The sequence below is a fragment of the Acrocarpospora phusangensis genome, assembly GCF_016862995.1.
Classification (GTDB): Bacteria; Actinomycetota; Actinomycetes; order Streptosporangiales; family Streptosporangiaceae; genus Acrocarpospora; species Acrocarpospora phusangensis.
Window position 1 is genome coordinate 1 of record NZ_BOOA01000015.1, and the last position, 25595, is coordinate 25595.

22 protein-coding genes are annotated in these 25595 nt (G+C 71.0%); 11 read left to right on the forward strand and 11 right to left on the reverse strand.

Translation table 11 applies throughout. The annotated features are described in order from the left end of the window. Window positions 1-96: 96 nt before the first annotated feature. Window positions 97-663, forward strand: a complete 567-nt coding sequence (locus Aph01nite_RS11430) for a GNAT family N-acetyltransferase (RefSeq protein WP_204040795.1) — start codon at window positions 97-99, stop codon at window positions 661-663. 4 nt (window positions 664-667) lie between these two features. Here the strand turns inward: Aph01nite_RS11430 and Aph01nite_RS11435 are convergent, their stop codons facing one another. Both Aph01nite_RS11435 and Aph01nite_RS11440 read right to left on the reverse strand, forming a co-directional pair. Further along, a complete protein-coding gene (locus Aph01nite_RS11435; protein ID WP_204040796.1) occupies window positions 668-1096 on the reverse strand; it encodes a GNAT family N-acetyltransferase in 429 nt (142 codons plus the stop codon). Then, window positions 1093-1470: a hypothetical protein gene (locus Aph01nite_RS11440; RefSeq protein ID WP_204040797.1), complete on the reverse strand. Its 378-nt coding sequence runs from the start codon at window positions 1468-1470 to the stop codon at window positions 1093-1095. Before Aph01nite_RS11440 ends, Aph01nite_RS11435 begins: the two co-directional genes overlap by 4 nt. A gap of 97 nt (window positions 1471-1567) precedes the next feature. Between Aph01nite_RS11440 and Aph01nite_RS11445 the strand changes: the two genes are divergently transcribed. After that, window positions 1568-2149, forward strand: coding sequence for an arsenate reductase/protein-tyrosine-phosphatase family protein (locus Aph01nite_RS11445; RefSeq protein WP_204040798.1), 582 nt, complete (start codon window positions 1568-1570; stop codon window positions 2147-2149). Here Aph01nite_RS11445 and Aph01nite_RS11450 read toward each other — a convergent pair. The 7 genes from Aph01nite_RS11450 to Aph01nite_RS11480 form a co-directional block, all read right to left on the reverse strand. After that, on the reverse strand, window positions 2146-3513 hold the full coding sequence (locus Aph01nite_RS11450) for a tyrosine-protein kinase domain-containing protein (RefSeq protein ID WP_204040799.1): 1368 nt from the start codon (window positions 3511-3513) through the stop codon (window positions 2146-2148). The genes Aph01nite_RS11445 and Aph01nite_RS11450 overlap by 4 nt on opposite strands. Before the next feature lie 4 nt (window positions 3514-3517). Next, window positions 3518-4531: a glycosyltransferase family 4 protein gene (locus Aph01nite_RS11455; protein ID WP_204040800.1), complete on the reverse strand. Its 1014-nt coding sequence runs from the start codon at window positions 4529-4531 to the stop codon at window positions 3518-3520. Then, window positions 4528-5535: an NAD-dependent epimerase/dehydratase family protein gene (locus Aph01nite_RS11460; protein WP_204040801.1), complete on the reverse strand. Its 1008-nt coding sequence runs from the start codon at window positions 5533-5535 to the stop codon at window positions 4528-4530. The genes Aph01nite_RS11455 and Aph01nite_RS11460 overlap by 4 nt, the downstream gene beginning before the upstream one ends. Before the next feature lie 157 nt (window positions 5536-5692). Further along, window positions 5693-6970, reverse strand: coding sequence for a lipopolysaccharide biosynthesis protein (locus Aph01nite_RS11465; protein WP_204040802.1), 1278 nt, complete (start codon window positions 6968-6970; stop codon window positions 5693-5695). Then, window positions 6967-8835: an asparagine synthase (glutamine-hydrolyzing) gene (gene asnB, locus Aph01nite_RS11470; RefSeq protein ID WP_204040803.1), complete on the reverse strand. Its 1869-nt coding sequence runs from the start codon at window positions 8833-8835 to the stop codon at window positions 6967-6969. Before asnB ends, Aph01nite_RS11465 begins: the two co-directional genes overlap by 4 nt. Beyond that, window positions 8823-9959 (reverse strand): glycosyltransferase, encoded by a 1137-nt coding sequence (locus tag Aph01nite_RS11475; protein WP_204040804.1) that lies wholly within the window; start codon window positions 9957-9959, stop codon window positions 8823-8825. The genes asnB and Aph01nite_RS11475 overlap by 13 nt, the downstream gene beginning before the upstream one ends. A 47-nt stretch (window positions 9960-10006) precedes the next feature. After that, a complete protein-coding gene (locus Aph01nite_RS11480) occupies window positions 10007-11140 on the reverse strand; it encodes a glycosyltransferase (RefSeq protein ID WP_204040805.1) in 1134 nt (377 codons plus the stop codon). Between the two features lie 44 nt (window positions 11141-11184). Between Aph01nite_RS11480 and Aph01nite_RS11485 the strand changes: the two genes are divergently transcribed. From Aph01nite_RS11485 to Aph01nite_RS11505, 5 genes are all read left to right on the forward strand, one after another. Then, window positions 11185-12408 carry a hypothetical protein gene (locus Aph01nite_RS11485; protein ID WP_204040806.1) on the forward strand — a complete coding sequence of 408 codons (1224 nt, stop codon included), beginning with the start codon at window positions 11185-11187 and terminating at the stop codon, window positions 12406-12408. Between the two features lie 13 nt (window positions 12409-12421). After that, window positions 12422-13555 carry a glycosyltransferase gene (locus tag Aph01nite_RS11490; protein ID WP_239161590.1) on the forward strand — a complete coding sequence of 378 codons (1134 nt, stop codon included), beginning with the start codon at window positions 12422-12424 and terminating at the stop codon, window positions 13553-13555. A 107-nt stretch (window positions 13556-13662) separates the two neighbouring features. Further along, complete coding sequence (locus tag Aph01nite_RS11495) at window positions 13663-14610, forward strand: NAD-dependent epimerase/dehydratase family protein (RefSeq protein WP_204040808.1); 948 nt, start codon at window positions 13663-13665, stop codon at window positions 14608-14610. A 1-nt stretch (window position 14611) separates the two neighbouring features. After that, the gene (locus Aph01nite_RS11500; protein ID WP_204040809.1) at window positions 14612-15859 is read left to right on the forward strand and encodes a nucleotide sugar dehydrogenase; all 1248 of its coding nucleotides are present in this window, start codon (window positions 14612-14614) and stop codon (window positions 15857-15859) included. A 205-nt stretch (window positions 15860-16064) separates the two neighbouring features. Continuing rightward, entirely contained in the window at window positions 16065-17780 is a 1716-nt protein-coding gene (locus tag Aph01nite_RS11505) for an L-type lectin family protein (RefSeq protein WP_204040810.1), read from the forward strand. Window positions 17781-17835: 55 nt separating this feature from the next. Here Aph01nite_RS11505 and Aph01nite_RS11510 read toward each other — a convergent pair whose 3' ends face one another. Together Aph01nite_RS11510 and Aph01nite_RS11515 are read right to left on the reverse strand one after the other, a co-directional pair. Beyond that, window positions 17836-18594 carry an SDR family NAD(P)-dependent oxidoreductase gene (locus Aph01nite_RS11510; RefSeq protein WP_204040811.1) on the reverse strand — a complete coding sequence of 253 codons (759 nt, stop codon included), beginning with the start codon at window positions 18592-18594 and terminating at the stop codon, window positions 17836-17838. Window positions 18595-18610: 16 nt separating this feature from the next. Beyond that, on the reverse strand, window positions 18611-19003 hold the full coding sequence (locus Aph01nite_RS11515) for a carboxymuconolactone decarboxylase family protein (protein ID WP_204040812.1): 393 nt from the start codon (window positions 19001-19003) through the stop codon (window positions 18611-18613). A gap of 295 nt (window positions 19004-19298) precedes the next feature. On the opposite strand from Aph01nite_RS11515, the gene Aph01nite_RS11520 reads away from it, so the two are divergent. The 4 genes from Aph01nite_RS11520 to Aph01nite_RS11535 all read left to right on the forward strand — a co-directional run bounded on the left by Aph01nite_RS11520 (window position 19299) and on the right by Aph01nite_RS11535 (window position 25537). Next, complete coding sequence (locus Aph01nite_RS11520; protein WP_204040813.1) at window positions 19299-19961, forward strand: hypothetical protein; 663 nt, start codon at window positions 19299-19301, stop codon at window positions 19959-19961. A gap of 47 nt (window positions 19962-20008) precedes the next feature. Further along, window positions 20009-23029 (forward strand): AAA family ATPase, encoded by a 3021-nt coding sequence (locus Aph01nite_RS11525; protein ID WP_204040814.1) that lies wholly within the window; start codon window positions 20009-20011, stop codon window positions 23027-23029. 222 nt (window positions 23030-23251) lie between these two features. After that, window positions 23252-25072, forward strand: a complete 1821-nt coding sequence (locus Aph01nite_RS11530; protein WP_204040815.1) for a M14 family metallopeptidase — start codon at window positions 23252-23254, stop codon at window positions 25070-25072. 36 nt (window positions 25073-25108) lie between these two features. Then, window positions 25109-25537, forward strand: a complete 429-nt coding sequence (locus tag Aph01nite_RS11535) for a hypothetical protein (RefSeq protein WP_204040816.1) — start codon at window positions 25109-25111, stop codon at window positions 25535-25537. Window positions 25538-25595: the final 58 nt, after the last annotated feature.

Genomic DNA, 25595 nt, shown 5'->3' on the forward strand with positions numbered 1-25595 from the left:
AAGGAGGACTCCGGTCCTCAACCCTGGGGTGCCCCGCGATCCGTCGCGGGGCACCCTTTTCTCCGTTCACACTGCCGTCCGATACGGTCAGATGCTGTGACAACGCCTGAGATCACCGTCGCCTCCCCGGCGGACCGGGCCCGGGTCGTCCGTACGCTGGTGGCCGCGTTCACCGGGGACCCCACCCTGCGGCACCTGTTTCCCGACCCGGTGAGCTTTCCGCGGTATGCCGCCGTCTTCTTCGGGAACCTCTTCGACAAGCGCGTACACAAGAAGACGATCTGGACGGTTCAGGGCGGCGCCTCCGTCGCGATGTGGGAGCCTCCCGGGGACGGGGATGGGCTGGCGGACGGGTATCTGGCCGCGCATCTCCCGGGTGACGTGCTGGAACGAGTCCGCGCGTACGACCAGGCCGTGCACGCCGCGTTGCCTGCCGTCCCCTTCTGGTACCTCGGGGTTCTGGGCACCCATCCGGACAGCGCGGGCCGCCGCTGGGGGCATGCCGTCATGCGGGAGGGACTGCTCCGCGCCGCCGCGGAGGGACTTCCGGCGGTTCTGGAGACCGGCAGTCCCGGCAACGTGGAGGTGTACCGCAGGGCCGGGTGGGAGGTCGTGGGCACCCTGGCGGAGCCCGTGCCCACGTGGATCATGCGGCGGCCGTGAGCGTTCAGCGGGGCAGCAGGTAGAAGACCTCGGGGTCGCCGTCGTCGAGGCCGTGCACCAGGCCCGCCGGTTGCCAGCCGGTCCGCTGGAGCAGCCGCTGCATGGGGTGGTTGGAGAGGTTCGCCGAGGTGAACAGCTTCGGGGTCCGGCAGGAGTCCGCCGCCGCGCGCAGCAGTCGTGCGCCGACGCCGCGGCCCCGGGCCGGTTCGGCCACCATGAGCATGGTCACGAAGCCCTGCTCGAAGAAGGTGTACTCCAGGACGCAGTAGCCGGCCGGTCCGGCTCCGGTCTCCGCGAGGAGGGCCGATCCCCGGCGGCACCAGCGTCCGATGCTCGCTCGCCGCTCGCCGCCGTCGTGTCCGGCGACCGGGTCGAGGGCGGTCAGGGCGTCCGCGTCCAGCGGGGTGGCGCGCCGGACGGTCAGGTCGTTCATGCGAGGGGGAGCGCTTCGGTGAGGTCGGCGCCCGTCTCGATGACGAGGGCGTCGCCGGCGAGGTCTTCGGGGAGGTGCCTGCGCTGGCTCTCGCGGACCAGTAAGGCGGGGAGATCCTGCGGCATGATCACCAAGTCGAGTTCGTGGGCCAGGCGGACCAGCAGGTCGGTGACCTCTCCGGCGGAGAAGCGGGTGACCATGAGCCCCTCCGTACGCCCGTGGATGTCGGCTTCTCCGCCATCCGGCGTGCGAATACGAACAGAATCCTCATTCTTCTCATAAACGCACGGCTGTAATAACTCCCAGAGCCTGGCGCCGTCGACCCGCGCCGCATCCCCGCCACGAAAGCGCTGGAGAAACACCGAATAGCCCACACCGGAATCGTACGGCCCCAGCCCCCACGTAAACGAGCAGGTAAAACCCCGGAGTCGGGAACCGGGCGGCGGCCGGGCCGAGCCATAACCTTCTCGGATGGGGTTTCGGGTGCTGTACGTCTGCACGGGCAATATCTGCCGCTCGCCTATCGCGGAATGCCTGACGCGCACCGCCCTCGCGGCGGTCCCGGGAGTCGAGGTGGGCAGCGCGGGCACCCGTACGGTGGCGGGGGTGCCGATCAGCGCCGGCGCGCGGGAGGTGCTGCGCCTGCTGGGCACCGAGGCGGGGGAGTTCGTGTCCCGCCCGCTCGGGGCGGAGATGGTGGAGGAGGCCGATCTGGTGCTGACCGCGACGCGGCGGCACCGGGCCGAGGTGGTGACGCGGGTGCCCGCGTCGATGGGCCGGGTGTTCACCATCGGGGAGTTCGGCGCGCTGGTCCGGGCGGTCCCGGAGGCGCTGGTGACACGGTTCCTGGAGGTCGGGGAGCGCGGCCGGGCGCTGCTGGCCGAGGCGACGGCGCGGCGGGGGGTGGTGCGGGTGGCGGACCCCGACGTGATCGATCCGATCGGGCGGTCGGGCAGGGTCTACCGCGCGGTGGGCCGGCGGATCGCGGCCGAGCTCTCCGTGCCGCTGCGCCTGCTGGCCGGCGGCACGGAGAGCGGCGGGGACCGGAGCTAGACCCCCGCCGGCGTCTGGACCGGTTCGTAGTTGTAGTCGTAGCCGTAGACGCCGGCCGACTTCACGGGCGTGAAGTTGAGGATCGACCCGATCAGGTGGCCGTTCACCGAGTCGAGCTGGGTCCTGGCGCGTACCAGGTGGTCGTGCTGGGTCTTGGCGCTGCGGGCCACCAGCAGCACCCCGTCCACGACGGCGGCCAGGGTGGCGGCGTCGGTGACGGGCAGCAGCGGCGGCGCGTCGACGATCACCATGTCGTAGGACTTGCGGACCTCGGCGAGCAGCTGCCGCATCTGGTAGGAGCTGAGCAGTTCGCTCGGGTTGGGCGGGATGGGGCCACTGGTCAGCACGTCGATCGGGTCCTCGCCCCAGGTCTGCAGGGCGTCGCTCACCGTCGCGGTGCCGATCAGCACGTTGGTGAGCCCGATCGCGCCCTCGATGCCCAGGTAGTCGGGCACGCTCGGGCGGCGCAGGTCCGCGTCCACCAGCAGCACCCGCCACCCGGCCTGGGCCAGCGCGATGGCCAGGTTGACCGAGGTGGAGGACTTGCCCTCGCTCGGCAGGCAGCTGGTGACCACCAGCGAGCGCGGTTTCTCGTCGATCCCGACGAACTGCAGGTTGGTGCGGACCGCCCGGAACGCCTCGGCCCGGGTGGAGTTGCCGTTCTCCCGCACGATCAGCGGGTACTGCTTGGCGTCCTTCTCGAAGCCGACCACGCCGAGCACCGGGCCCCGGGTGGCGTCCTGCAGATCTTCCGGGGTCTTCACGGTGGTGTCGAGCCGGTCGTACAGGACGATCATCGAGCCGGAGGCGAGCAGGCTGAGCAGCACGCCGATGGACAGGTTGACCAGGGGGCGCGGGCTGACCGGCCGGTCCGGCGTGACCGCCTTGTCGACGATCGTCACCTTGATGCTGGACTTGCCGTCCTTCTCCGGGCGCTCGATCTCGTCGATCAGCTCGGTCAGCTCCTGCCCGACCGCGTTGGCCATGCGCGCGGCCCTGATCGGGTCGCCGTCCGTCACCGTGGCCTTGAGCAGGACCGTGTCGGGTACGGCCTCCGCCTTCACGTGCCTGGCCAGCACGTCGGCCGCGATCCCCTCCGGCTCCGCGACGGCCGCGACGACCCGGCGGCTGCCGATCAGGTTCGCGTACGACTTGACCCGCTGCTGCGACAGCAGGTTGGCCTGGTACGCCCCGGCCGTGGTGGATTCGTCGTCCTCGGCGGACACGAGCATCGACACCGTGGCGGCGTACCGCTCGGGCATCTGCTGGGTCACGAGCATCGCGCCCCCGGCGCCCGTGCCCGCCGCGAGGGCCATCAGCCACCAGCTCCTGCGGGCCAGCCGCAGGTAGGAGAGAAGTTCCAAAGGGTTACCGCCTTGAGGGTTGCAATGCGGGGCGGGTGGCCGGATAGGCGTCCACACGCTGCATCAGGACGACGATGGTCACGCCCGAGCCGAGGGCCAGGGCGAAGGCGATGAGGGGGGCCAGCGCCTGCGCGGCCACCGCGCAGGCCAGGCCGCAGGTCAGTGCGGTGACCGCGGCGAGCGCGAGGACCGTCTCGGAGACGGTCAGGCCGAGCAGCCGCAGCCGGTGGGAGACGTGGTCGGTGCCGCCGGACAGCGGCGAGCGCCCCGCCCGGCGCCGGGAGATCAGCACCACGCAGGTGTCCACGGTGGCCACGAAGGTGACCAGCAGCAGCCCCGCCGGCGCCTGTCCCGGCGTGTCGAAGACGAGCACGGCGGAGCACGCGAGGGCGAAGCCGATGAACAGGGACCCGCAGTCGCCCATGAAGATCCGCGCCGGGGTCCAGTTGTGCACCAGGAATCCGCCGCAGGCGCCGGCCAGCGCCAGCGGGATGACGGCGGCCGCGGGCGCGCCCGCGAGGTACGCGACGACGGCCAGCATGCCGCCGGTGACGACGGCGATCGCGCTGAGCGCGCCGTCCATGTTGTCGAGCAGGTTGTAGGAGTTGGTGACGACCACGATCCAGACCGTGGTCAGCGGGATGTCCAGCCAGGTGCCGGTGACCGGGGCCTGCACCCCGTTGAACACCACGGCGAGGGCGGCGAGCGTCTCCACCAGCAGCCGGGGCAGCGGGCCGAGCGGGCGGAGGTCGTCGACGAGCCCGACCAGGGCGAGCACCGCCGCGCCCAGGATGACGGCGCGTACCGCGGGGTCGCCGGCCTGGAAGGCGACCGGCGGCAGGGTGGCGACCAGGATGGCCAGTCCGCCCAGGAAAGGGGTGGTGCGGCGGTGCGCCTTGCGGCCGCCGGGCTGGTCGGTCAGTCGCGTCCACAGCGCGAAACGCCGGACCGGAACGGTGGCGGCTGCTCCGATGACCGCCGCCGTCACCACCGTCCCCAGAATCGCAGCGAGGCTCACCGGTGGTCGGTCCCCGTCTCTTGCGCCTGCCGCCCGCGGGACATCTCCCGCATGGTCTCCGTGATGGTGTCGAGCAGGATGTCGTCCAGGTTGCGCTGCGGCCGCCAGCCGGTCAGCGCCCGCAGCCGCGAGCTGTCCGGCACCCGCCGGGTCATGTCCTCGAAGCCCTTCTGGTACGCCTCGTGGTAGGGGATCATCTCCACCCCGGAGGTGCTCCGGGTCAGCTCGATGACCGTCTTGGCCAGCTCCAGGATGGTGACCTCGTCGGAGGAGCCGACGTTGAAGGTCTGCCCGACCGCCAGCGGCTCGTCCAGCAGGCGCAGCAGCGCGTCGACCACGTCGAGCACGTGCACGAAGCACCGGGACTGCGTGCCGTCGCCGTACACGGTGAGGGGGCGGCCGGTGAGGGCCTGGCGGACCAGGCGCGGGACGACCATGCCGTAGGCGGGGCTCTGCCGGGGCCCGACGGTGTTGAACAGGCGGGTCACCACGGTCGGCAGGCCGCGTTCCCGGTAGTACGCGTTGGCCATGATCTCGTCCACGGCCTTCGCGGTGCTGTACGACCAGCGGGAGACGGAGGTGCTGCCCAGGATCCGGTCGGCGTCCTCGGCCAGCGGCCCGCCCGCGTTCTTGCCGTAGATCTCGCTGGTGCTGGCCACCAGGATCTTCCGGCGGTACCGGTGCGCGGCCCCGATGACGATCTCGGAGCCGCGGATGTTGGTGGTGAGCGACCGCAGCGGCTGGTCCACGATCAGCTGCACCCCGACGGCGGCGGCGAGGTGCACCACCACATCGCACTGGTGCACCAGCTCGTCCACGACAAGTTCGTCCAGGACGGAGCCGTTGATCACCCGGAGCGCCGGATGCGCGGCCGAATGGCGCAGGTTCTCGGCGCGACCGGTGGACAGGTTGTCGAGCACCGTCACCGAATCACCCCGCTCCAGCAGGGCATCGGTCAAATGCGACCCGATGAAACCACTGCCGCCGGTTACCAGATAGTTCATGCCAATAGCAGCCAAGGTGACTCCTCTGCCGAACACTCGCTCGACGTGTCATATCTGTGCCAGTGAGACGGTAGAGATGGCGGAATGAACGCCCCCGGCGCCACGCGCGATCATGCGGCGCCTTTTGCCGTCATTTTCATCGGCGGCACCGAATGGTTTAGCCGGACCGGGCGGGTACGAGGTCGGCGCGCCGGGGCACCAGCTCCCGCGGCGCGGTCCGGGACGCCCGGACGAACCAGGTCAGTTCGATCACGGCGATCAGCGTGTACGCGGCCGTCGAGGACAGCGCCGCGCCGACCGCTCCCCAGTGCGGGATCAGCACCCCGTTGAGCACCAGGTTCACGCCCAGGCCGATGATCGCGACGGCGGTCATGGTCATCGGGCGGGAGAGCCGTACCAGGAACTGTTCGACCGGTTTGAGCAGGGCGAGCATGATCGCGCCCGGGGCGAGCGCGAGCAGGGGGGCGACGCTGGGCGCGTAGGCGGGGCCGTACACGAGGGGGATGAGGATCGGGGCGGCGGCGGCCAGGACGGCGACGACGGCGGTGACGGCGAACAGGTTGAGGCGCAGGGCGCGGGTGGTGGCCAGGCGGGCGCCGTCGCCGTCCGCGTCGGCCTGCCGCGCCAGGCTCAGCTGGCGTACGGCCTCCGCCGGGGCGGCGGCCAGCGAGAGCACGGCCACCGCGACCGTGTACAGGCCCGCCTCGCGCGGGGAGGCCAGGGCGCTGAGCAGCAGCACGTCCACGGTGAGCAGCAGATAGAAGGCCGTACGGCCGATGTGGTAGCGCCCGGCCAGGGCGAGCTGGCGGCGGGCCAGGCACATCCGGCCGCGCAGCGAGCGCAGCTTGATCGCGGCGGCGAACAGCAGGAACGGCGCGGCCGTGGACAGCGCCCAGCAGACGATCACGGCCGTCACCGACGCCTTGCCCAGGGCGATCAGAATGAGCAGCGGCACGCATTGGGTCAGCCCGGTCAGCACCCAGGCACGGTTGACCAGGCGCTGCCGCGCGCGCAGCAGCATGATCCCGTTGAGGTTGACCCCGGCCACCCCGAACGGCACCGCGAGCAGCGCCAGCGCGAGCAGCTCGGGCGAGGCGAGCGGCAGCATCAGGTTGGCGGCGAAGGCGACGGCGGCGCAGACCAACCCCAGCAGCAGTCCCAGGAAGAGGCCGTTGGCCAGCAGCGCGCGCCGTTTGGCGACGTCGGGCCAGAAGGCGATCTGGGACTGCTGCAGGGACAGGTGGCCGATCTCGATGGTGATGCCGGCCGTGGTGGCGACCACCGCGTACATGCCGCGGCTCTCCGGTTGCAGCGCGCGGGCGAGCAGCACCCCTGTCACCGCCGCCAGGCCCAGCCGCAGGAGCTGGCAGGCGGCGGTGTCCAGCGCCCGGCGCCTGCTGCTCCAGCGGGCACTGCTCGTACGGGCGCCGCTCATACGGGTACGGCGGGCCGGTCGGCGGAACGGTGCCAGAGCTCCAGCTGGAGCAGCGTCCACAGGTGGGTGGCGTGGTCGCGGCCCGCCATGTGCTCGGCGAGCAGCCGGGACACCAGGTCCGGCCGGAAGATCCCCCGGGAGCGGGCGGTCTGGTCGGTCAGCGTGTCGTGCGCCACCTCGCGCAGCGAGGTACGCAGCCACGAGGCCAGCGGCACCGCGAAGCCCTTCTTGGGCATGGCCAGCGTCTCGGCCGGCAGCCAGGGCGCGACGGCGGTGCGCAGCAGGTGCTTGGTCCTGCCGTGCCCGACCCGGAACCGGTCCGGCAGCCCGGCCGCCCACTCCATCAGATGGTGGTCGAGGAAGGGCGAGCGCGCCTCCACGGAGTGGGCCATGGTGCTGATGTCCGCCTTCACCAGGAGGTCCCCGGGAAGGTAGGTGGAGATGTCGGCGTCCACGGCCCGGCCCAGCGTGGTCTGCGCGCGGGAGGCCGCGAACGCCTCGTCCAGCAGGCGGGCGCTGTCCAGCCCCGCCAGCGCGGCGGCCACCTCGGGCGTGTAGAGCGCGAGCTTGGCCTCGTGGCCGAAGCAGGTCATCAGGCCCGCGTACCGGCGGGCGGGCGGCTCGCCGAGCGTGCGCAGCGCCCACCCGGCCCGGCGCGGCAGCGTGCCGGGGGAGCCGCGGGAGATCAGCGCGGCGCCGGCGGCGGCCAGGCAGCGGCCGAGACCGCCGGGGGCCCGCATCCGGTCCAGCCGCTTCATCAGCAGGTGGCGCCGGTAGCCGGCGAAGCACTCGTCGCCGCCGTCGCCGTTGAGCACCACGGTCACGTGCTCGCTGCTCATCTGGGCCACGTACAGGCTGGGGATGGCCGAGGCGTCCGCGAACGGCTCGTCGAAGCGGCGGGCCACCTCGGCGATGGACTCGGTGGCCGACGGGGTGATGACGTAGTCGCGGTGGTCGGTGCCGTACCGGGCGGCGACCGCGCGGGCGGCGCCGCGCTCGTCGAAGCGGGGGTCGGTGAAGCCGATGGTGAACGTGCGCACCGGCGCGTCGCCGACCCGGCACATGGCGGCGACCACCGCGGCCGAGTCCAGCCCGCCGGACAGGAACGCGCCCACCGGGCGTTCCCCGGCCAGCCGCCGCCGGGTCGCGTCCAGGAGCAGCTCCCGCAGCCGCTCCGCCTCGCTCGCCTCGTCGCCCACCGGCCGGGGCGAGGCGTCCAGCCGCCAGTAGCCGCGCACCTCCGTCCGGCCCGCCCGCCAGACCAGCAGGTGCCCGGGCGGCAGCTTCCGCACCCCGGCCAGGATCGAGTACGGCGCGGGCACATACCTGTATGTCAGATAGTGGTGCAGCGCGGTCAGGTCCACCGTCCGCGGCACGTCCATGGCCTTCAGTTCGGAGGCGAAGGTCAGGGCCGCCTCGTGGTCGCGGTAGTAGAGCGGCTTCTTGCCGACCCGGTCCCTGGCCAGCAGCAGCCGCTGCCGGGCGTCGTCCCAGAGCGCGAAGGCGAACATGCCGCGCAGCCGGTGCACCAGGTCGTCGCCGTGCTCCTCGTACAGGTGGGGGATGAGCTCCGAGTCCGAGGAGCTGGCCAGCCGGTGGCCCTTGGCCAGCAGTTCGGCCCGCAGCTCCGGGAAGTTGTAGAGCTCGCCGTTGAACACCGCCGTGACGTCGCCGCGCTCGTTGCGGACCGGCTGGCCGCCGCCGGCCACGTCCATGATCGCCAGGCGGCGCATGCCGAGGCCGGCGATCTCGCCCCGGTGGTAGCCGTCCCCGTCGGGCCCGCGATGGGTGAGCGCGTCACACATGCGCCGGACCAGCGCGTGGTCCGCCCCGGTGGGGGAGATGTGTCCCGCTATTCCGCACATAGCCGCTCCAGTTGCTCTCCGTACAGGCGAATGTGCTCGGCCACCAGCTGATCGGTGCCGAGCGAGGACAGGGCCCAGGCGCGCGCGTTCGCACCGAGCCCGGGATGTGCTCCGCCGAGCACCTCGGAGATCACCCGGGCCAGCGCGCCCGGGGTCTTCGGCGGCACCAGCAGGCCGCGCCGGGGCGAGCCGCCGAGCAGCTCGGGCGTGCCGCCGACCGCGGTGGCGATCACCGGCCGCCCGGCCGCCATCGCCTCCATGACCGCGTTGCTCAGCCCCTCCACCAGCGACGGCAGCACGACGGCGTCGGCCCGGTACAGCAGCGGCCGCACGTCGTCGATCGCGCCGAGGAACCGGCAGTCCACCCCCAGCCGGTCGGCCTCGCGCGCCAGCGCCTCCCGCTCGGGCCCCTCTCCGGCCAGCACGACCGTCCCGCCCGTACGGCTCACCGCCGCCAGCAGATCCCGCTGCCCCTTCTCCGGCCGCAGGTTGGCCACACACGCCAGCACCGGCCCGGGGGCGTCCAGCGGGAGCGGCCGTACCCGTTCGAAGGCGGCGGCCGGCAGCCCGTTGTAGACCACGGCCAGCTTGCCCAAGGACAGCGACTCGGCCTGCGCCGTCCGGTTGGCCACCGCGTACGCGTTGGCGATGACCAGGTCCGTCATCCGGTTGACCCCCCGTACGGCGGCCTTCCGCAGCAACCCGGCGGGGACGGCCGCACTCCGGCGGCCGGACACCACGACCGGCACCCCGGCCAGCCGCCCGGCGGGCACCCCCAGCAGATAACCCCTGGTCAGAAAGGTGTGCAGCACGTCAGGGGTCTCCCGGCGGAGCATCGCCACCAGCCGCCCGAGCGCCCACGCGTTCCCCGCCGCCGCCCACGGCGCCCCCGCCGCGCGGCCCACCCGCCGCAGGCCGAGCCGGAGCACCCGGACGCCCGCGTCGCGGAGCTCCCGCCCGCGCGGCCCGCCTTCGAACAGGACCAGCACGGTGACGTCGACGCCCTGCTCACTCAGGCCGCCGGCGAGCAGGACCAGCTGTTTCTCGGTTCCGCCGCGCCCGAGCTGGTCGATGAGGAGGCAGACCCGGCGGACACGGGCCGGAGCCCTGGTCAAGATCGGCATATCGCGCAGGGTAGTGGACCGGCCGCGCACCGCAATGATCGTGTTTTCTATCTGCCGGACAGCAGTTGTCCATAGATGCTCAAATGCCGGTCCACGGTCACCCCGGCGTGCAGGTGCTCCACGCTCCAGGCCCGCGCGGCGGCGGCCAGTTCACCGGCCCGCGCGGGGTCGCGCAGCAGGCGTTCCAGGGCCGCGGCCAGCGCCTCCGCGTCGCCGGGCGGCACCAGCAGGCCGCGTCCCGTCAGGAGTTCCGGGATGCCGCCGACCGCGCTGGCCGCCACCGGCACCCCGGCCGCCATGGCCTCCATGACGGCGATCCCGAGCGGCTCCGACAGCGACGGATGGGCGACCACGTCGGCCCTGGCCAGCCAGCGGCCCACGTCGGGCCGGGAGCCGGGCAGTCGCAGGTCCAGGCCGAACGCCCGCGCCTGCCGGGTCAGCGACTCCCGCTCCGGGCCCTCGCCGAGCACCACCAGCGTGCAGTCCAGGCCGCGCTGCCGCAGCAGGGCGGCCGCGCCGACCAGCACGCTGTGGCCCTTCCAGCGGTGCAGGTTCCCGATCGCCAGGATCACCGGCCGCTCGGTGGCCAGGGCGGCGGGCTGGTGCCGGGCGAAGGCTCCGGCCGTCAGCCCGTTGTAGGCCACTCCGATCTTGGCGGCGGGCGTCCTCGTCACCGTCCTGACCTGCCGGGCCAGCTCCTGGCTGACCGCGATCAGATAGTCGGCCCGCCGGCTCGCCCGCCGGTCCAGCAGGCGCATCGCCGCGGACAGCCGGTGCTGGTCCGGCGCGGTGTGGCGGCCGGCCACCAGCACCCGCACCCCGGCCGGCCGGGCCAGCGCGGCGGCGGCCACGTAGCACTGGAACAGATGCGCGTGCAGCACGTCCGGGCGGGTCCGCCGCAGGTACCGCACCATCCGGGCGCTGCCCCGCACCAGGGCCGGCACCGCGCGCCACCCGTCCCGCAGGAACGTGCGGAAACCCAGGTCCACCACCGGGATGCCGGCCGAGCGCAGGTGCGCCTCGCGGGGCCCGCCGCCGAACATCACCAGGACCTCGGTGCGCACCCCCCTGGCCTTCAGCTCTCTGGCCAGTAAGACGACCTGGTGTTCCGCCCCGCCCAGGCCGAGGTGGCCGATGAGCTGCACCACCATCCCGGGACGGCGCGAAGTGTTACGGAGCATGACCGTGATAGTACTCAGCGTGATCATCGGTGCAAGGAGGTCGCGTGGAGTTCCTGGTCGTCTTGATTGCGGCGGTGGCGGTCGCCTGGCTGGTCAGGGCCGCCCTCCCGGGCCGGGTGGCGGCGCGGGCGCTGCCGGTCCTGCTGGTGGCGCTGGCCGTACGGCTGCTCGTGCACGTCCTGGTGATCAGAACCGACCTGCTCGGGTACGGCGGCGACAACCTCACCTACGAGGCCTGGGCCGGCGAGATCGCCCAGTACTGGTCGCTGTCGGACTTCCATTTCATCACCGCGGCCGAGATGAGCAGGCTCCACGCGGTGGCCGTGCCGTGCAACCTGTTCGCCCTGGTCATGATGGTCTGCGGCGGCCCGGCGCCGCTGGCCTGCACGGCCGTGGTCGGGCTGGTGGCGTGCGCGCTGTGCGTGGTGCTCTACCGGGCGGCGCGGCTGGTGGGGGCGGACGAGCGGGCGGCGTTCCGGCTGCTGGTGCTCACCGCGTACATGCCGTCGTTCCTGTTCCATACGTCTGACACGTTCAAGGACGGGATCAACGCGTTTCTCGTGGTGTCCTGTCTGTATCTGATCCTCTCGTATCTGCGCCGCTTCGACGTACGCAAGCTGCTGCTGCTGGCGCCGCTGCTGTGGGCGCTCTGGCATGTGCGGCCGTACATGGTGTTCATGTGCGCGCTGCCGCTGGCGGTCGGGCTGCTGCGCTCGAAGTGGGTCATGGGCGTCGGCGCGGTGGCGGCGGTGGCCGCGCTGCTCATGCTGCAGGACCTGCCGCTGGACGTGATGCGGGAGCAACTCGACCGCGGGCAGTCCGCGATGGTGCGCGGCGCCAACGCGGCCGGCGGGTCCGGGGTGGTCTTCGCCGACGGCGGCGATCCCTGGGCGGCCCTCGGCCCGAAGGTGCTCTACACCGTCTTCTCGCCGTTCCCGTGGGCGGACGGCAGCCTCGTCTTCCAGCTGGGCAAGATCGAGACCCTGATCTGGTACGTGCTGCTCGTCATGGCCGCCATCGGGGCCCGGCGGCTGTGGCGGCGGGACCCGCGATTGCTGCTCATCCTGGCACTCTTCCTGCTTCCGGCGACCCTCGCGTACGCGACGACGATGGCAAACGTGGGCCTAATCCTTCGCCAGCGCATGCCAATCGTCATGGTCACGACCCTGCTGTCGGCACTCGCGTGGACCAAACTTCCGGCCGAGCCGCAACCGGCTGCCGAAGAGAACGACACCACCAGAGAACACACGGGGGCCGTGCATGGGTGAGCGAATCAGGGTCATGAGGGTGATCGCGCGGATGAACGTGGGCGGGCCCGCGCTCCAGGCGGTCACGCTCCTCGAGCACCTCGACCGGGACCGGTTCGACCAGCGCATCTACACCGGCGCGCTGGCCGCGGGCGAGGGCGACTACCTCGACCTGCGCGGGCAGGGCGCGACCGCGATCCGGGTGCCGGGCCTCGGCCGCTCGATCGGCCCGCGCGACGACGTCCGCGCGCTGGCCCGGCTGGTCAGGGAGATGCGCGAGTTCCGGCCGCACATCGTGCACACCCACACCGCCAAGGCCGGCGCGCTCGGCCGGGTGGCCGCCACGATCGCCCGGGTGCCGGCCCGGGTGCACACCTTCCACGGGCATCTGCTGCACGGCTACTTCACCGGGGCCAAACGGGCGGCGATGATCGCGACCGAGCGCGGCCTGGCCCGGCTGAGCCACCGCCTGGTGGCGGTCGGCGAGCAGGTCCGGGACGACCTGCTGGCGGCCGGCATCGGCCGGCCGGAGAAATACGTGGTGCTGCCCCCGGGCACGCGGGTGCCGCCGCTGCCGGCCAGGGAGGCGGCCCGCGCCAAGCTCGGCCTCCCGCAGGAGGTGCCCGTGGTCGCCTACATCGGCCGGATCACCCAGGTGAAACGCCCCGACCGCTTCCTGGCGGCGGCCCGGCTGATCCGCGGCGCGGTGCCGGACACGCGTTTCGCCGTGTGCGGCGACGGCGACCTGGCCGAGACCCTGCGCGACGAGCCGGGCCTGCATCTGCTCGGCTGGCGGCCGGACCTGGAGACCGTGCACGCCGCCGCCGACCTGGTGCTGCTCACCTCCGACAACGAGGGCACCCCGCTGTCGCTGATCGAGGCCGGGCTGTCCGGCCTGCCCTGCGTGGCGACCCGGGTCGGCAGCGTGCCCGAGGTGGTCGCGGACGGCTACACCGGCCTGCTGGCCCGCTGCGACAGCCGTGAGCTGGCGGCCGCGGCGATCCTGCTGCTGACCGACCCGGCGCTGGCCGGGCGGATGGGCCGGGCCGCCGCCGCGCGGGCCGAGCAGCTGTTCGGCATCCCGCGTTTCGTGGACGACGTGCGCGCGCTGTATGAGGACCTTTATCAGCACAACCCGGTTCTGGCGGATATTTCCGGCGGACGGTGAATGGCAATTTAAACCGCCAGGCGACACGGAAATCTCGGTACACGCATTTCCGCGACCCCGGTCCTAAAGTGATCTCGAATATCGATCACATGCCATTGGGGTGGGATATGCGATTGCTGATCACCGGTGGCGCGGGATTCATCGGGGCGAATCTCTGCGCTTTTCTGACGGGATTTCCCGGGGTACGCGGAGTGGTCGCGCTGGACGATCTGAGCACGGGGAGCGCCGCCAACCTGGAGGGCGCCTCGGCCGAACTCGTCGAGGGCTCGATCCTGGACCGGCCCCTGCTGGACGGGTTGGCCGCCGCCGCCGACACGGTGGTGCACCTGGCCGCCAGGCCCTCCGTGCCCAGATCGCTGGCCGACCCGGTGGCCAGCCACGACGTGAACGCGACCGGCACGGTGAACGTGCTGGAGGCCTGCCGGAAGAGCGGGGCCCACTTGATCCTCGCCTCCTCGTCCTCCGTCTACGGCGACACCGAGGTCTCGCCCAAGCACGAGGACCTGGCCACCCGCCCGCTCAGCCCGTACGGCGCGAGCAAACTGGCGGCCGAGGCGTACGCGCTGGCCTACGGCAAGTCCTTCGGGCTCCCGGTGCTGCCGCTGCGCTTCTTCAACGTGTACGGCCCGCTCCAGGCCGCCGGGCACGCGTACGCCGCCGTGATCCCCGCCTTCGTGGACGCGGCGCTGCGCGGCGAGCCGGTCACCGTGCACGGCGACGGGGAGCAGACCAGGGACTTCACCTACGTCGGCACGGTCGTCCGGCTGCTGGCCGACGCGGCCCTGCGCCGGGTCACCGGCGACACCCCGGTCAACCTGGCCTTCGGCACCCGGGTGCCGGTCAACCGGCTGATCACGATGATCGGCGAGATCCTGGGCAAGGCACCGGCCGTCCGGCACGTGCCCGCCCGGGTCGGGGACGTGCGCCACTCGCAGGCCGCCTGCGACCGGCTCGGCCGCCTCTTCCCGACCGTCGACCCGGTCCCGCTCGGGGACGGGCTCAAGCACACCGTGGCCTGGTTCGAACGCACCCTCACCAGCGCCGGGACGGTCTGACATGCGCAAACTCATGGTCATCGGCCAGGGGTACGTCGGCCTGCCGCTCGCCGTGGAGGCCGCCGAGGCCGGCTACGACGTGACGGGCGTGGACGTCGACGTCTGCCGGGTCAAGCTCCTCAACGCGGGCGAGTCCTTCGTCGAGGACGTGAGCTCGGCCCGGCTGGAGGCGGCCCTGCTGGCCGGGCGCTACCGCGCCGTGCTGGACCCGGCCGAGTCGCCCGCCTTCGACGTCTGCGTGATCACGGTGCCCACGCCGCTGCGGGACGGCGCGCCCGACCTCAGCCACATCGTCTCGGCGGGCGAGTCCATCGCGCCGCTGCTGCGGCGGGGCCAGACCGTGGTCCTGGAGTCCACCACCTACCCGGGCACCACCGAGGAACTGCTCCAGGAGATCCTGGAGGACGGCAGCGGGCTGCGCGCGCCCGAGGACTTCCACCTCGGCTACAGCCCGGAGCGCATCGACCCGGGCAACCCGCGCTGGGGGCTGGCCAACACGCCGAAGATCGTGTCGGGCGTGTCGGAGTCCTCGCTGCGGGCCGTGGCGGACTTCTACTCCGACATCGTGGAGCGGGTCGTCCCGGTGTCGGGCACCCGGGTGGCCGAGCTGTCCAAGCTGCTGGAGAACACCTTCAGGCACGTCAACATCGCCCTGGTGAACGAGCTGGCGGTGTTCGCCGCCGAGCTCGGCATCGACGTGTGGGAGTCCATCGACGCGGCGTCCACCAAGCCGTTCGGGTACCTGCGGTTCGTGCCGGGGCCGGGGGTGGGCGGGCACTGCCTGCCGATCGACCCGTCGTACCTGTCGTGGAAGGTGAAGCGGTCGCTGGGGCACAACTTCCGGTTCGTGGAGCTGGCCAACGACGTCAACGAGCACATGCCCGACTATGTGGCGCACCGGTTGATGCTGGGGCTCAACCAGCGGGGGCTGCCGGTGCGGGGGAGCAGGGTGCTGCTGCTCGGCATGGCGTACAAGAAGAACACCGGCGACGCGCGGGAGTCGCCCGCGGCCGAGGTGGCCAAGCGGCTGCGGCGGCTCGGCGCGGACGTCGCGGCCGTGGACCCGTTCGCGGCGCCGCCGGCCGGGGTGGAGCCGGTCGACCTGACCCCGGAGGAGCTGCGCCGGGCCGACGCGGTGGTGCTGCTGACCGACCACGACGTGTTCGACTACGCGCTGGTGCAGGAGCACGCCTCCTACATCTTCGACACCCGCCGCCGGTGCGAGGGGGAGAACGTGGAGCTGCTGTAGCGATTCAAGAGTTCCCAAAGTGAAGCGGATATAGCGCCATTTATACCTATTTGGCTGATGTTTCCTTTGGGTCGGAACTGCCGATACATGTCGTGAACGCCTGGCCTTGCGGTCTGTGCCCGACATCGGCTTTCTGAGCGAATTTCCGCCGATTCGAGGAGTGCGCGCGGCCGGCGTGCGGATTCGTTGAAATCGGGGGAAAGCCATGAATATCGGACGCCTGCGTCCGCGGAGAGCGCAGGTGGTGGGCCGCATCGCGGTCACCACCGCGCTCGCCGGCCTCAGCCTCATCGTCACGACCCTGCCCGCGTTGGCGGAGACGCTCAGTTCCGAGAGCTTCGCCGGAGCCAGGATCCCGGCCGGCGGCTGGGTGATCGGCAGCCCCAAGGGCGTCGACTACCCGTGCGCCACGGCCGCCACCGCCAGCACGCCCGGCCTGCTGCCGGCCTGCCGGGAGGTCGTGGCCGGGAAGGCGAAGGCGGACCCGGACGGCGGCGGCGCGTTCCGCCTCACCGACAACAGCTCCTTCAACGCGGGTTCGCTGCTGTTCGACAAGCCGATCAGGGCCGATCGCGGCGTCACCCTCGAATTCGACATGTACCAGTACAAAGGCAAGCCGACCACCGACAAGTACGGCAAACGCGGCGCGGACGGCATCGCCTTCTGGATCGTGGACGGTTCCCGGACCAAGGTCGACCCCGGCGCGGCCGGCGGCGGCCTCGGCTACAACGGCCTGACGGGCGCGTTCGTCGGCATCGGCTTCGACGAGTTCGGCAACTTCTCCAGCACCCCCGGCGGTCCCGGCGGCCCCGGTCTCAAGCCCAACACCGTCGCCGTCCGCGGCTCGGCCTCGGCCGGCTACAAGTATCTGTTCGGCAAGTCGCTCGACCCGGTCACCCACCCGATCGCCGTCGACGCGGCCACCCGGCGGGCCGACGCCAGACGCCGTGTCAGCGTCGGCATCAACTCTGACAACATCATGAACGTCACCGTCGACTTCCAGGACGGCAAGGGTCCGCAGCCGGTCGTCGTCGACCTGGACCTGGACCGGCTGCCCGGCCAGGAGCCGCTGCCCAAGACGCTGAAGGTCGGCTGGGCCGCCGCCACCGGCAACGCGGCCGCGGTGCACGAGATCGGCGGCTTCACCGCCCGTACGCTGGACGCCGACATCAGGCTGACGGTGGGCGGCGACAGGGAGCTCACCGCGGGCGTCGGGGGCAGCGTCACGCTGACCGCCACCAACGCGCTCAACGCCGGCATCAGCACCGGACCGGTCACCGTCGGGTACGACGTCGGCGCCGGCCTGACCGTCACCAGGGCCGCCGGTCCCGGGTGGATCTGCACCACCGGCGGGCAGAAGGTCTCCTGCACCCGGAGCGACCCGCTGCCGCCGGGCGCCGCGTACCCGCCGATCGCGCTCGACGTGACCGCCGGGCTGGGGGCCGTGCTCGGCAGCGTGCCGGTCACCGCCTCGCTCACCGGGGCGCCCACGGCCGCCGTGGTTGGCGCGCTCACCGTCAAGCCGGCCGCGACCAAGGCCGTCGTGAAGATCGCGTCCAGCCCGAACCCGTACGCGGCCGGCGGCCGGTTCAACTACACCGCCTCCGCCGCCAACCCCGGCCCCGGCCCGCTGACCGGAGCCAGGATCGCGGTCACCTGGCCGCCCGCGTTCAAGCCGCTCAAGTGGAGGTGCACGGCTTCGGGCGGCGCCGTCTGCCCGGCGGCGGAGGGCACGGGCGACGTGGCCGCCACCGCCGACCTGCCCATCGGCGCCGCGCTCACCTACACCCAGGACTGCCAGATCCCCGTGGGCGTGACCGCGTCGTTCACCGCCTCGATCGCGCTGGTGGCGCCGGGCAGCGGCTGCACGGACCAGAAGCCGTGCGTCGCCGCCGAGACGAACAGACCTGGCCTGCCGTAGCCCCTTGGTCCATAGCCGGTTTCGGGCGTGGCCACCGTCGTGGTGGCCGCGTCCGTCAGCGGAACCGGCGGTTCACCCGGCCGGAGATCCTGGCCACCTGGTTCCGCGGCAGCAGCCGCCCGATCCCCACGATCGCCTTGTACCGCAGGCTCGGCACGCTGACCACCTTGCCCAGCGCCAGGTCGCGCATGGACGCCCCCACCACGTCGTCGGCCGACAGCCAGAGGAAGCCGGGGATGCCGGAGACGTCCATCCCGGCCCGCTGGTGGAACTCGGTCCTGACGAGACCGGGGCACAGGGCCATGACCCGCACCCCGGAGCCGGCCACCTCGGCCGCCACCGCGCCGCTGAAGTTGACCACCCACGCCTTGCTCGCGCTGTACGTGCCCCGCGAGAAGAAGGCCGCCACCGAGGCGACGTTGACGATCCCGCCCCGGCCTTTCGCGGTCATGGCGGGCAGGGCGGCGTAGGTGAGCCGGAGCACCGCCTCGCAGTGCACCTTGAGCATGGTCAGCTCGGCTTCCACCGGGACCTTGAGGAACTCGCCGGGCTGGCCGAACCCGGCGTTGTTGACCAGCAGGTCCACCCCCGCGCCCAGCCGATCCTCGACGGCGGCCAGGCCGGCCTCGGTGGACAGGTCGGCGGGGAGGGCCTCGACCGCGACGCCGTACCGCCGGTGGAGGGTCTCCGCGTCGGCGGCGAGCCGGTCGTGGTCGCGCGCGACCAGCACCAGGGAGAAACCGTCGCCGGCCAGGCGGCGGGTGTAGGCCGCGCCGATTCCCGCGGTCGCGCCGGTGATGAGTGCGGTAGGCATGCAGGCAGCCTAGAGCTCACCCCAGGGTGCGCGCGATGATCTCCTCGACCTGGTCGTTCAGCTTCGCGCCGCGGGTCCAGCCGGCGTAGTGGGTGAGGAAGACGACCAGTTCCCGCAGCTCGTCCGCGGTGAGCTCGCCGGCCCGGAGCGCGGCGTCGAGCTGCACGCCGAGGGCGTCGTCCAGGCCCTGCCCGGCGAGCAGGGCGATCAGCAGCAGCCGCCGGTCCCGCATCGACAGCACGCCCCGCCCCCAGACCCGCGCGAAGAGGTGCTCGACCGTCATGGCGAAGAAGTCGCCGGGCGCGTCGCCGACGTGCTCCCAGCCGTAGACCTGTTTCATGATCTCCAGTCCGCGCGTCCGCGGGTCGCCCAGGTCTTGCCCGACCCCGCCGACCTCGTGTTCGCTCATCTCAGACTCCCGGTCCGCGCAGTGGTTTTCCTTTCCATCCTCAGCCAGATCGCACGCCGTGGACAGGCGGAAGAGAGGTTTATACTTCAAGTAAACCCGGATTTACGCGTGCTGTGATCATGTAACAAGTCGAGCTAAGATCTGGGCAAGATTTGGTCAAGTTTTCCAAGATGTAACACGGTCACGGTGAGATGGATACTTGGAAAACGGGCACTACTACCTCGTAGACCCGCAAAGCGGAGGTATGGCCCAGGTGAAAAGATCACGGGTGCGTATCGCTAGTTTGGCAACCCTCGTGGCGGGCGCACTCGTCGCGGGACTCGCCGGATGTGGTGGCTCCCAGTTCACGTATGTCCGGGACAATGAGGGCGAAACCTATTTCAAGGTTCCGGCGTCCTGGCAAAAGGTCGATCACAAACCCATCCAGCAGATCCTCACCGGCGAGGATCCCAACTCGGAGACCGCCCGCATGCGGGCCCAGTTCGTCTGGACGGCAGCCTTCGACGGCGATTCCAAGAGCCCGGGGGCTGAACATTTCATCCCCCTCGGCGTCAAGGCCGACGAGCCGTTCGTGTACTCGGTGGTCCAGCCGCTCACCGAGGAGCAGCGCGACACCATGTCGCTCAACACGCTGCGCAACTGGGTGTGGCCGGTGACCAAGACGTTCCGCGATCAGGTCACGCAGGCGAACCCGCAGTTCCCGCTGCAGAACTTCGAGCTGCTCGCCGACGAGGTGCTCGATCCCGGTGAGGGCGCCAGCGGCGTGCACGTGCGCTTCAACTACCAGCTCGGGGCGACGGGCGAGACGCACACCTTCGACCTCACCGGATATCTCAACGCGGGCAGCACCAAGGTCTCGGTCCTGCTCGTACGCTGCTCGGCCACCTGCTACCGCCAGCGTGCCGCCGAGCTCGACGGGATCACCCAGTCATTCAAGATCAGGAAGACGCTCGGGTAAGGAGCCCCCCTTGTCCATAGATCAGAATCCCGGGTGGTGACGCTGCCATGAAGTCGGCCACCCGACCCCAGTACGAAGGGCTCCGCCCCCCGGGCTCAGGACCCGACGACCGGGATCCGAAGACCAGGAAGAAGATGGCCTTCTGGGACCGCTCGAAGATCATCATTTTCCTGGGAGTGGCGTTCCTGCTGCTCACCATGAAGACCCTCGGCGAGTACGAGGGCATCATGACCTTCCAGGACGCCCTCTACGAACAGGCCGCGGCCACCCCGTGGATCCTCTGGCTGATCGGCCTGGACGTGCTCCGCCAGGTGCACTTCCTGATCAGTGAGAGGTCCGCCGGATACCACCGGTTCTGGACCAAGGGCGTGTTCGGCGGGTTCGAGCGGTGGACCCACCGCAGCTTCAGCGACTGGGGCCGGTTCCGCCTGGCCCGGGCGATCAAGTGGGCGTTCTGGATCACCCTGCTCGCCTTCATCCTGGCCGAGCTGCTGCCCAACGACCCGACGCCGATCCAGGCCCTGTTCCAGGCCCCCGCGCTGGTCTGGTCCTGGCTCCCCATGATCATCCAGTACAGCATGCTGCTGGTCTTCGTGGTGCTCCAGTTCGTACTGATCTTCTGGTTCCTGTCCCGGGGCGGGATGGAGACCTACTTCCCCGACGACATCAAGACCCGGTTCGCCGACGTCTGGGGCCAGGACCACGTCGTCGAGCGGGTCAAGGAGAACATCGTCTTCCTGGAGCGGCCCGACGAGATCGAGGACCGCGGCGGCTACGTGCCCAGCGGCCTGCTGCTGTGGGGGCCGCCCGGCACCGGCAAGACCCTGATGGCCGAGGCGGTCGCGGGCGAGACCGGCAAGCCGTACGTGTTCGTGGATCCGGGCGCGTTCGTGAACATGTTCATGGGCATCGGCATCCTCAAGGTCAAGTCGCTCTTCCGCAAGCTGCGCAAGCTGGCCCTGCGGTACGGCGGCGTGATCGTCTTCTTCGACGAGGCGGACTCGCTCGGGCGCCGCGGCTCGCTGGCCCAGCAGGGCCCGCAGACCGGGCCCGGCATGACCGGCGCGTTCGGGAAGGGCGAGTGCAACGGCTTCTCCTACCTGTCCCGGGAGACGCTGTCCAGCATGTCCAGCACCTTCTCCCCGCCGGAGGAGCCGAAGACCCGCCGCAACTTCTTCATGATGGGCGGCATGGGCAACGGCGGCGGTGACATGGGCACCCTCCAGGCCCTGCTCACCGAGCTGTCCGGCCTGAAGAAACCCCGCGGCATCATCAACCGGCACGTACGGCGGCTGCTCGGCATGCGCCCCAAGCCCCCGCCGAAGTACCGCATCCTCGTCATGATGGCCACCAACATGCCCAACGCGCTGGACGAGGCGCTGCTGCGGCCGGGCCGTATCGACCGCATCTACAAGGTCGGCTACCCGTCCAAGGCGGGCCGGCTCCGCACGTACCAGGGCTACTTCGGCAAGGTCAACCACGAGCTGACCGACGCCCAGATGGAGAAGCTGGCCGTCATCACGCCGTACGGCACCGGCGCGACGATCAAGGACCTGGTCAACGAGTCCCTGATCACCGCCATCCGGGACGGCCGCGAGGTCATCACCTGGCAGGACGTCATCAAGGCCAAGCACCTCAAGAAGCTCGGCCCGCCCGAAGGCGTCGAGTACGTCGAGCGCGAGCGGCACGCCACCGCCGTGCACGAGGCCTGCCACGCGGTCATGGCCGTCCGGGTCCAGCACAACCTGGAGATCGACCTGGCCACCATCGAGAAGGGCTCGTACTACCTCGGCATGGTGTCCCAGATCCCGGTCGAGGACCAGTTCACCGAATGGCGCTCCACCTACGAGGCGGACATCCTCGTCTCCCTCGCCTCGCTGGCGGGCGAGCGCCTGTTCTTCGGCGACGACAACTCCTCCGGCGTCTCCGGCGACCTGGCCAGCGCCACCCTGGTGGCCGGCCACATGGAGTCCCACTGGGGCATGGGCGCGGGCATCGCCTCGCTGCCCGCGCTGCAGCAGATGGGGATCATGCCGGGCGCGCCGGACCAGCGCAAGCGGGGCGGCCCGCCGGGCATCGGCTTCCTGGCCGACAAGCCCGGCATCGGCAAGAACGACCGCATCGTCCCCGACGAGCTGGGCCGGCGGATCGAGTTCGCGCTCAGCCGGCTGCTGGAGAAGGCCGAGGACATCCTCCGGGAGAACCGGGAGGAGGTGCTCGCGGTCGCGCACGCCCTGGAGACCTACAAGACGCTCAGCGGCGACGACGTCAAGGCGGTCATGGACGGCGTGCAGGGCACGGTCGTGAACGGCGCGGTCTACAAGGACGTGCAGTTCATCGAGGAGATCGAGGCCTATCACCAGGCGGCGCTGCAGGCGCACCTGGAGCACGGCCAGTCGATGCTGCCGCTGCCGGTGGCGCGCCCGACGCTCCAGCTGGAGCCGGTGCAGGCGGCGATCACGTCGGGTCCGGGTCTGGGCACTCCCGGTTTCGGGGCGCCCGGGTTCGGCGCGCCGCCGAACTTCGCCCCGTCCGCGGAGATCGTCCCGGTCAACGGCAACAACGGGGCGGTCGCCGAGGTGGCGCAGCCGGACTTCGTGCCGTGGAACGGCGGGGGGCAGCCCGCTCCGCCGCCTCCGCCCGGGTACTCGCAGGCGTACGCGCCTCCGCCGCCGGCCTACGCGCAGCCGTACCAGCCGGTGGAGGAGAAGCCGAAGTCGCGCGGCATGCTGTGGGCGCTGCTCGGGGCGTCGCTGGCGCTGGCCGTGTTCGTGGTCGTGCTGGCCGTGACCTTCGGCGGCGGCATGACGCCGGAGTCGGCGGACACGGTTGCCGCGGGCGGCGGGCTCGGCATGGGCACCATGATCGCCATCCTCGCCGGATTCCTCGTGATCGTGGGGATCGTGGGCGCCATGATCGCGCTGCTGCGGTCGCAGCAGGCGACCCGCAAGCGGGCCGAGGAGGCCAGGGACCGGGCCAATGAGCGGGCCCAGTTGCTGGCCGCCGCGATGGAGCCGGACGTGGCGATGCGGCTGCTCGGGTACGACGGGCGGGACAAGCCGGTCTGATCCGTTTCTTTTCGCGGGCCCGGTCTCCTTTTCGGGAGGCCGGGCCTTCGTCTTCTCCCGCACTCGCGCTTTGTAAATGCTGAAAAATCACAGTATTGGTGAGAAGCGCAGCGATCTGACTCTGTGGCTTAACTCTCTTGACCTTCGCGCGTGTGACGCCCTTGAACCAGGCATGTCGCCAACTCACGTTGTGGACAAGTCTGCTGATGGAGGTCAAAAAGGGTGAAACGCGTCTTAACGGGGTTCGCACTGTTCGTGCTGTTCTGCGCCTGGGGATTCACCGGCGCGAGCGCGTCCCAGTCAGCGGCGGAACCGTTGCCGAACCGTCAGTACCGGGTCGAAGGGGCCAGTACGCAGCCCCAGCGCAGCGACATCGCCGCAACCGGCGCGGCCATCGACGAAGTGGCGGCGTCCTCGGTCGTCGTGACCGCCACCGAGGACGAGGTCGCGGCGATCAGGCAGCTCGGCTACACCGTCACCGTGATTCCCAAACAGCTCGCCCCCAGCGTGCCGAAGCTGCAGGACTTCCCTGCGGCCGACAGCGCGTACCACAACTACGCCGAGATGACGGCGGTGGTGAACCAGGTGGTCGCCGACCATCCCGGCATCGCCAGGAAGATCAGCTACGGCACGTCGTACCAGGGCCGCGACCTGATGGCCATCAAGATCAGTGACAACGTGGCGACCGACGAGAACGAGCCCGAGGTGCTGTTCACCGCGCACCAGCACGCCCGCGAGCACATGACCGTCGAAATGTCGATCTACCTGCTCAACCTCCTGACCGACAACTACGGCACCGACTCCCGGATCACCAACATCGTGAACGGCCGGGAGATCTGGATCATGCCCGACCTCAACCCCGACGGCGGCGAGTACGACATCGCCACCGGCTCCTACCGCTCCTGGCGGAAGAACCGCCAGCCCAACAGCGGATCCTCGGCCGTCGGCACCGACCTCAACCGCAACTGGGGCTACCAGTGGGGCTGCTGCGGCGGCTCGTCCGGCAGCACCTCCAGTGAGACCTACCGCGGTCCCTCCGCCGAATCCGCCCCCGAGGTCAGGGCTGTCGCCGACTTCGTCAGAAGCCGGGTCGTCGGCGGCGTACAGCAGATCAAGTCGACCATCGACTGGCACACCTACGGCGAACTGATCCTCTGGCCGTACGGGTACACCACCGCGAACACCGCCCCCGGGCTGACCCAGGACGACCGGGACGCACACGCGGCGCTCGGGCAGAACATGGCCTCCACCAACGGCTACACGCCCGAACAGGCCAGCGACCTCTACATCACCGACGGCTCCATCGACGACTGGATGTGGGGCGTCTACAAGATCTTCTCGTACACCTTCGAGATGTATCCGGTCAGCTCGAACCCGGGCTTCTACCCGCCGGACGAGCAGATCGTCACCCAGACCACCCGCAACCGCGAAGCCGTGCTCCGCTTCCTCGAATACTCCGACTGCGTCTACCGGATCATCGGCAAGGACGTGCAGTACTGCAACGCCACCCCGCCGACCTCCGTCTACAGCGACACCTTCGAGACGGCCACCGGCTGGACGGTCAACCCGCTCGGCACCGACACGGCCACGTCGGGCCAGTGGCAGCGGGCCGATCCCGCCGCCACCACCTCCAGCGGGGCCAAGCAGCTCGGCACCACGGTGAGCGGCACGTTCGACCTGGTCACCGGAGCCTCGGCCGGGGCCTCCGCAGGCGACTTCGACGTGGACGGCGGGGTGACGTCGATCCGCTCGCCGTCGATCACGCTGCCCGCCTCGGGCACGCTCACGCTGTCCTTCTCGTGGTACCTCGCGCACGGGTCCAACTCCTCCAACGCCGACTACCTGCGCGTGTTCGTCAACGGCACGCAGGTGTTCCAGCAGCTCGGGGCGGCCAGCAACCGCAACGGCGCGTGGACGACGGCCACCGCGAACCTCTCCGCCTTCGCGGGGCAGTCCGTGCAGATCACGATCCAGGCCGCCGACGCCTCGACCGCCTCACTGGTCGAGGCCGGAATAGATGATGTGAAGATCACGCAGCAGTGATGGACGCCACCGCCGTGCGGTGGAAATGTGAAATATGTGGCAGCTGACCGGGTGCGTGGGACAGAACGGGAACTCGCCGTACTCCTCCGGACCGGTCCGTTCGAACGGGCGCTCCGGGCCGCCATCGCGGCCCGGGGCCTCTCCCTCGAACGCCTCCACGTACGGCTCGCCGAACGCGGCGCGCAGGTCAGCCTGGCCAGCCTGAGCAACTGGCAGCGCGGGCGGTCCCGGCCCGAGCGGTCGGCGTCGCTGGCCGCGGTGGGGGAGCTGGAGGTGATCCTCGGGCTGCCGGCGCACTCGCTCGTCACCCTGCTGGGGCCGCGCCGGCCGCGCGGGCGGTGGCTCACCGACGACCCCGCCGCCCACCGCAAGGAGCTCCGCGAGCTGATCGACTCCCTGGCCGACGACGAACTGCCGACTGTACTCGCCGTCCTCCGCGCCCTCCGCTCGTCAGATCGAAAATGACATACGACCTCATTCGACCGGAAATTTCCTGGAAGCTCGGACCTTGCCTCCAGGAAAG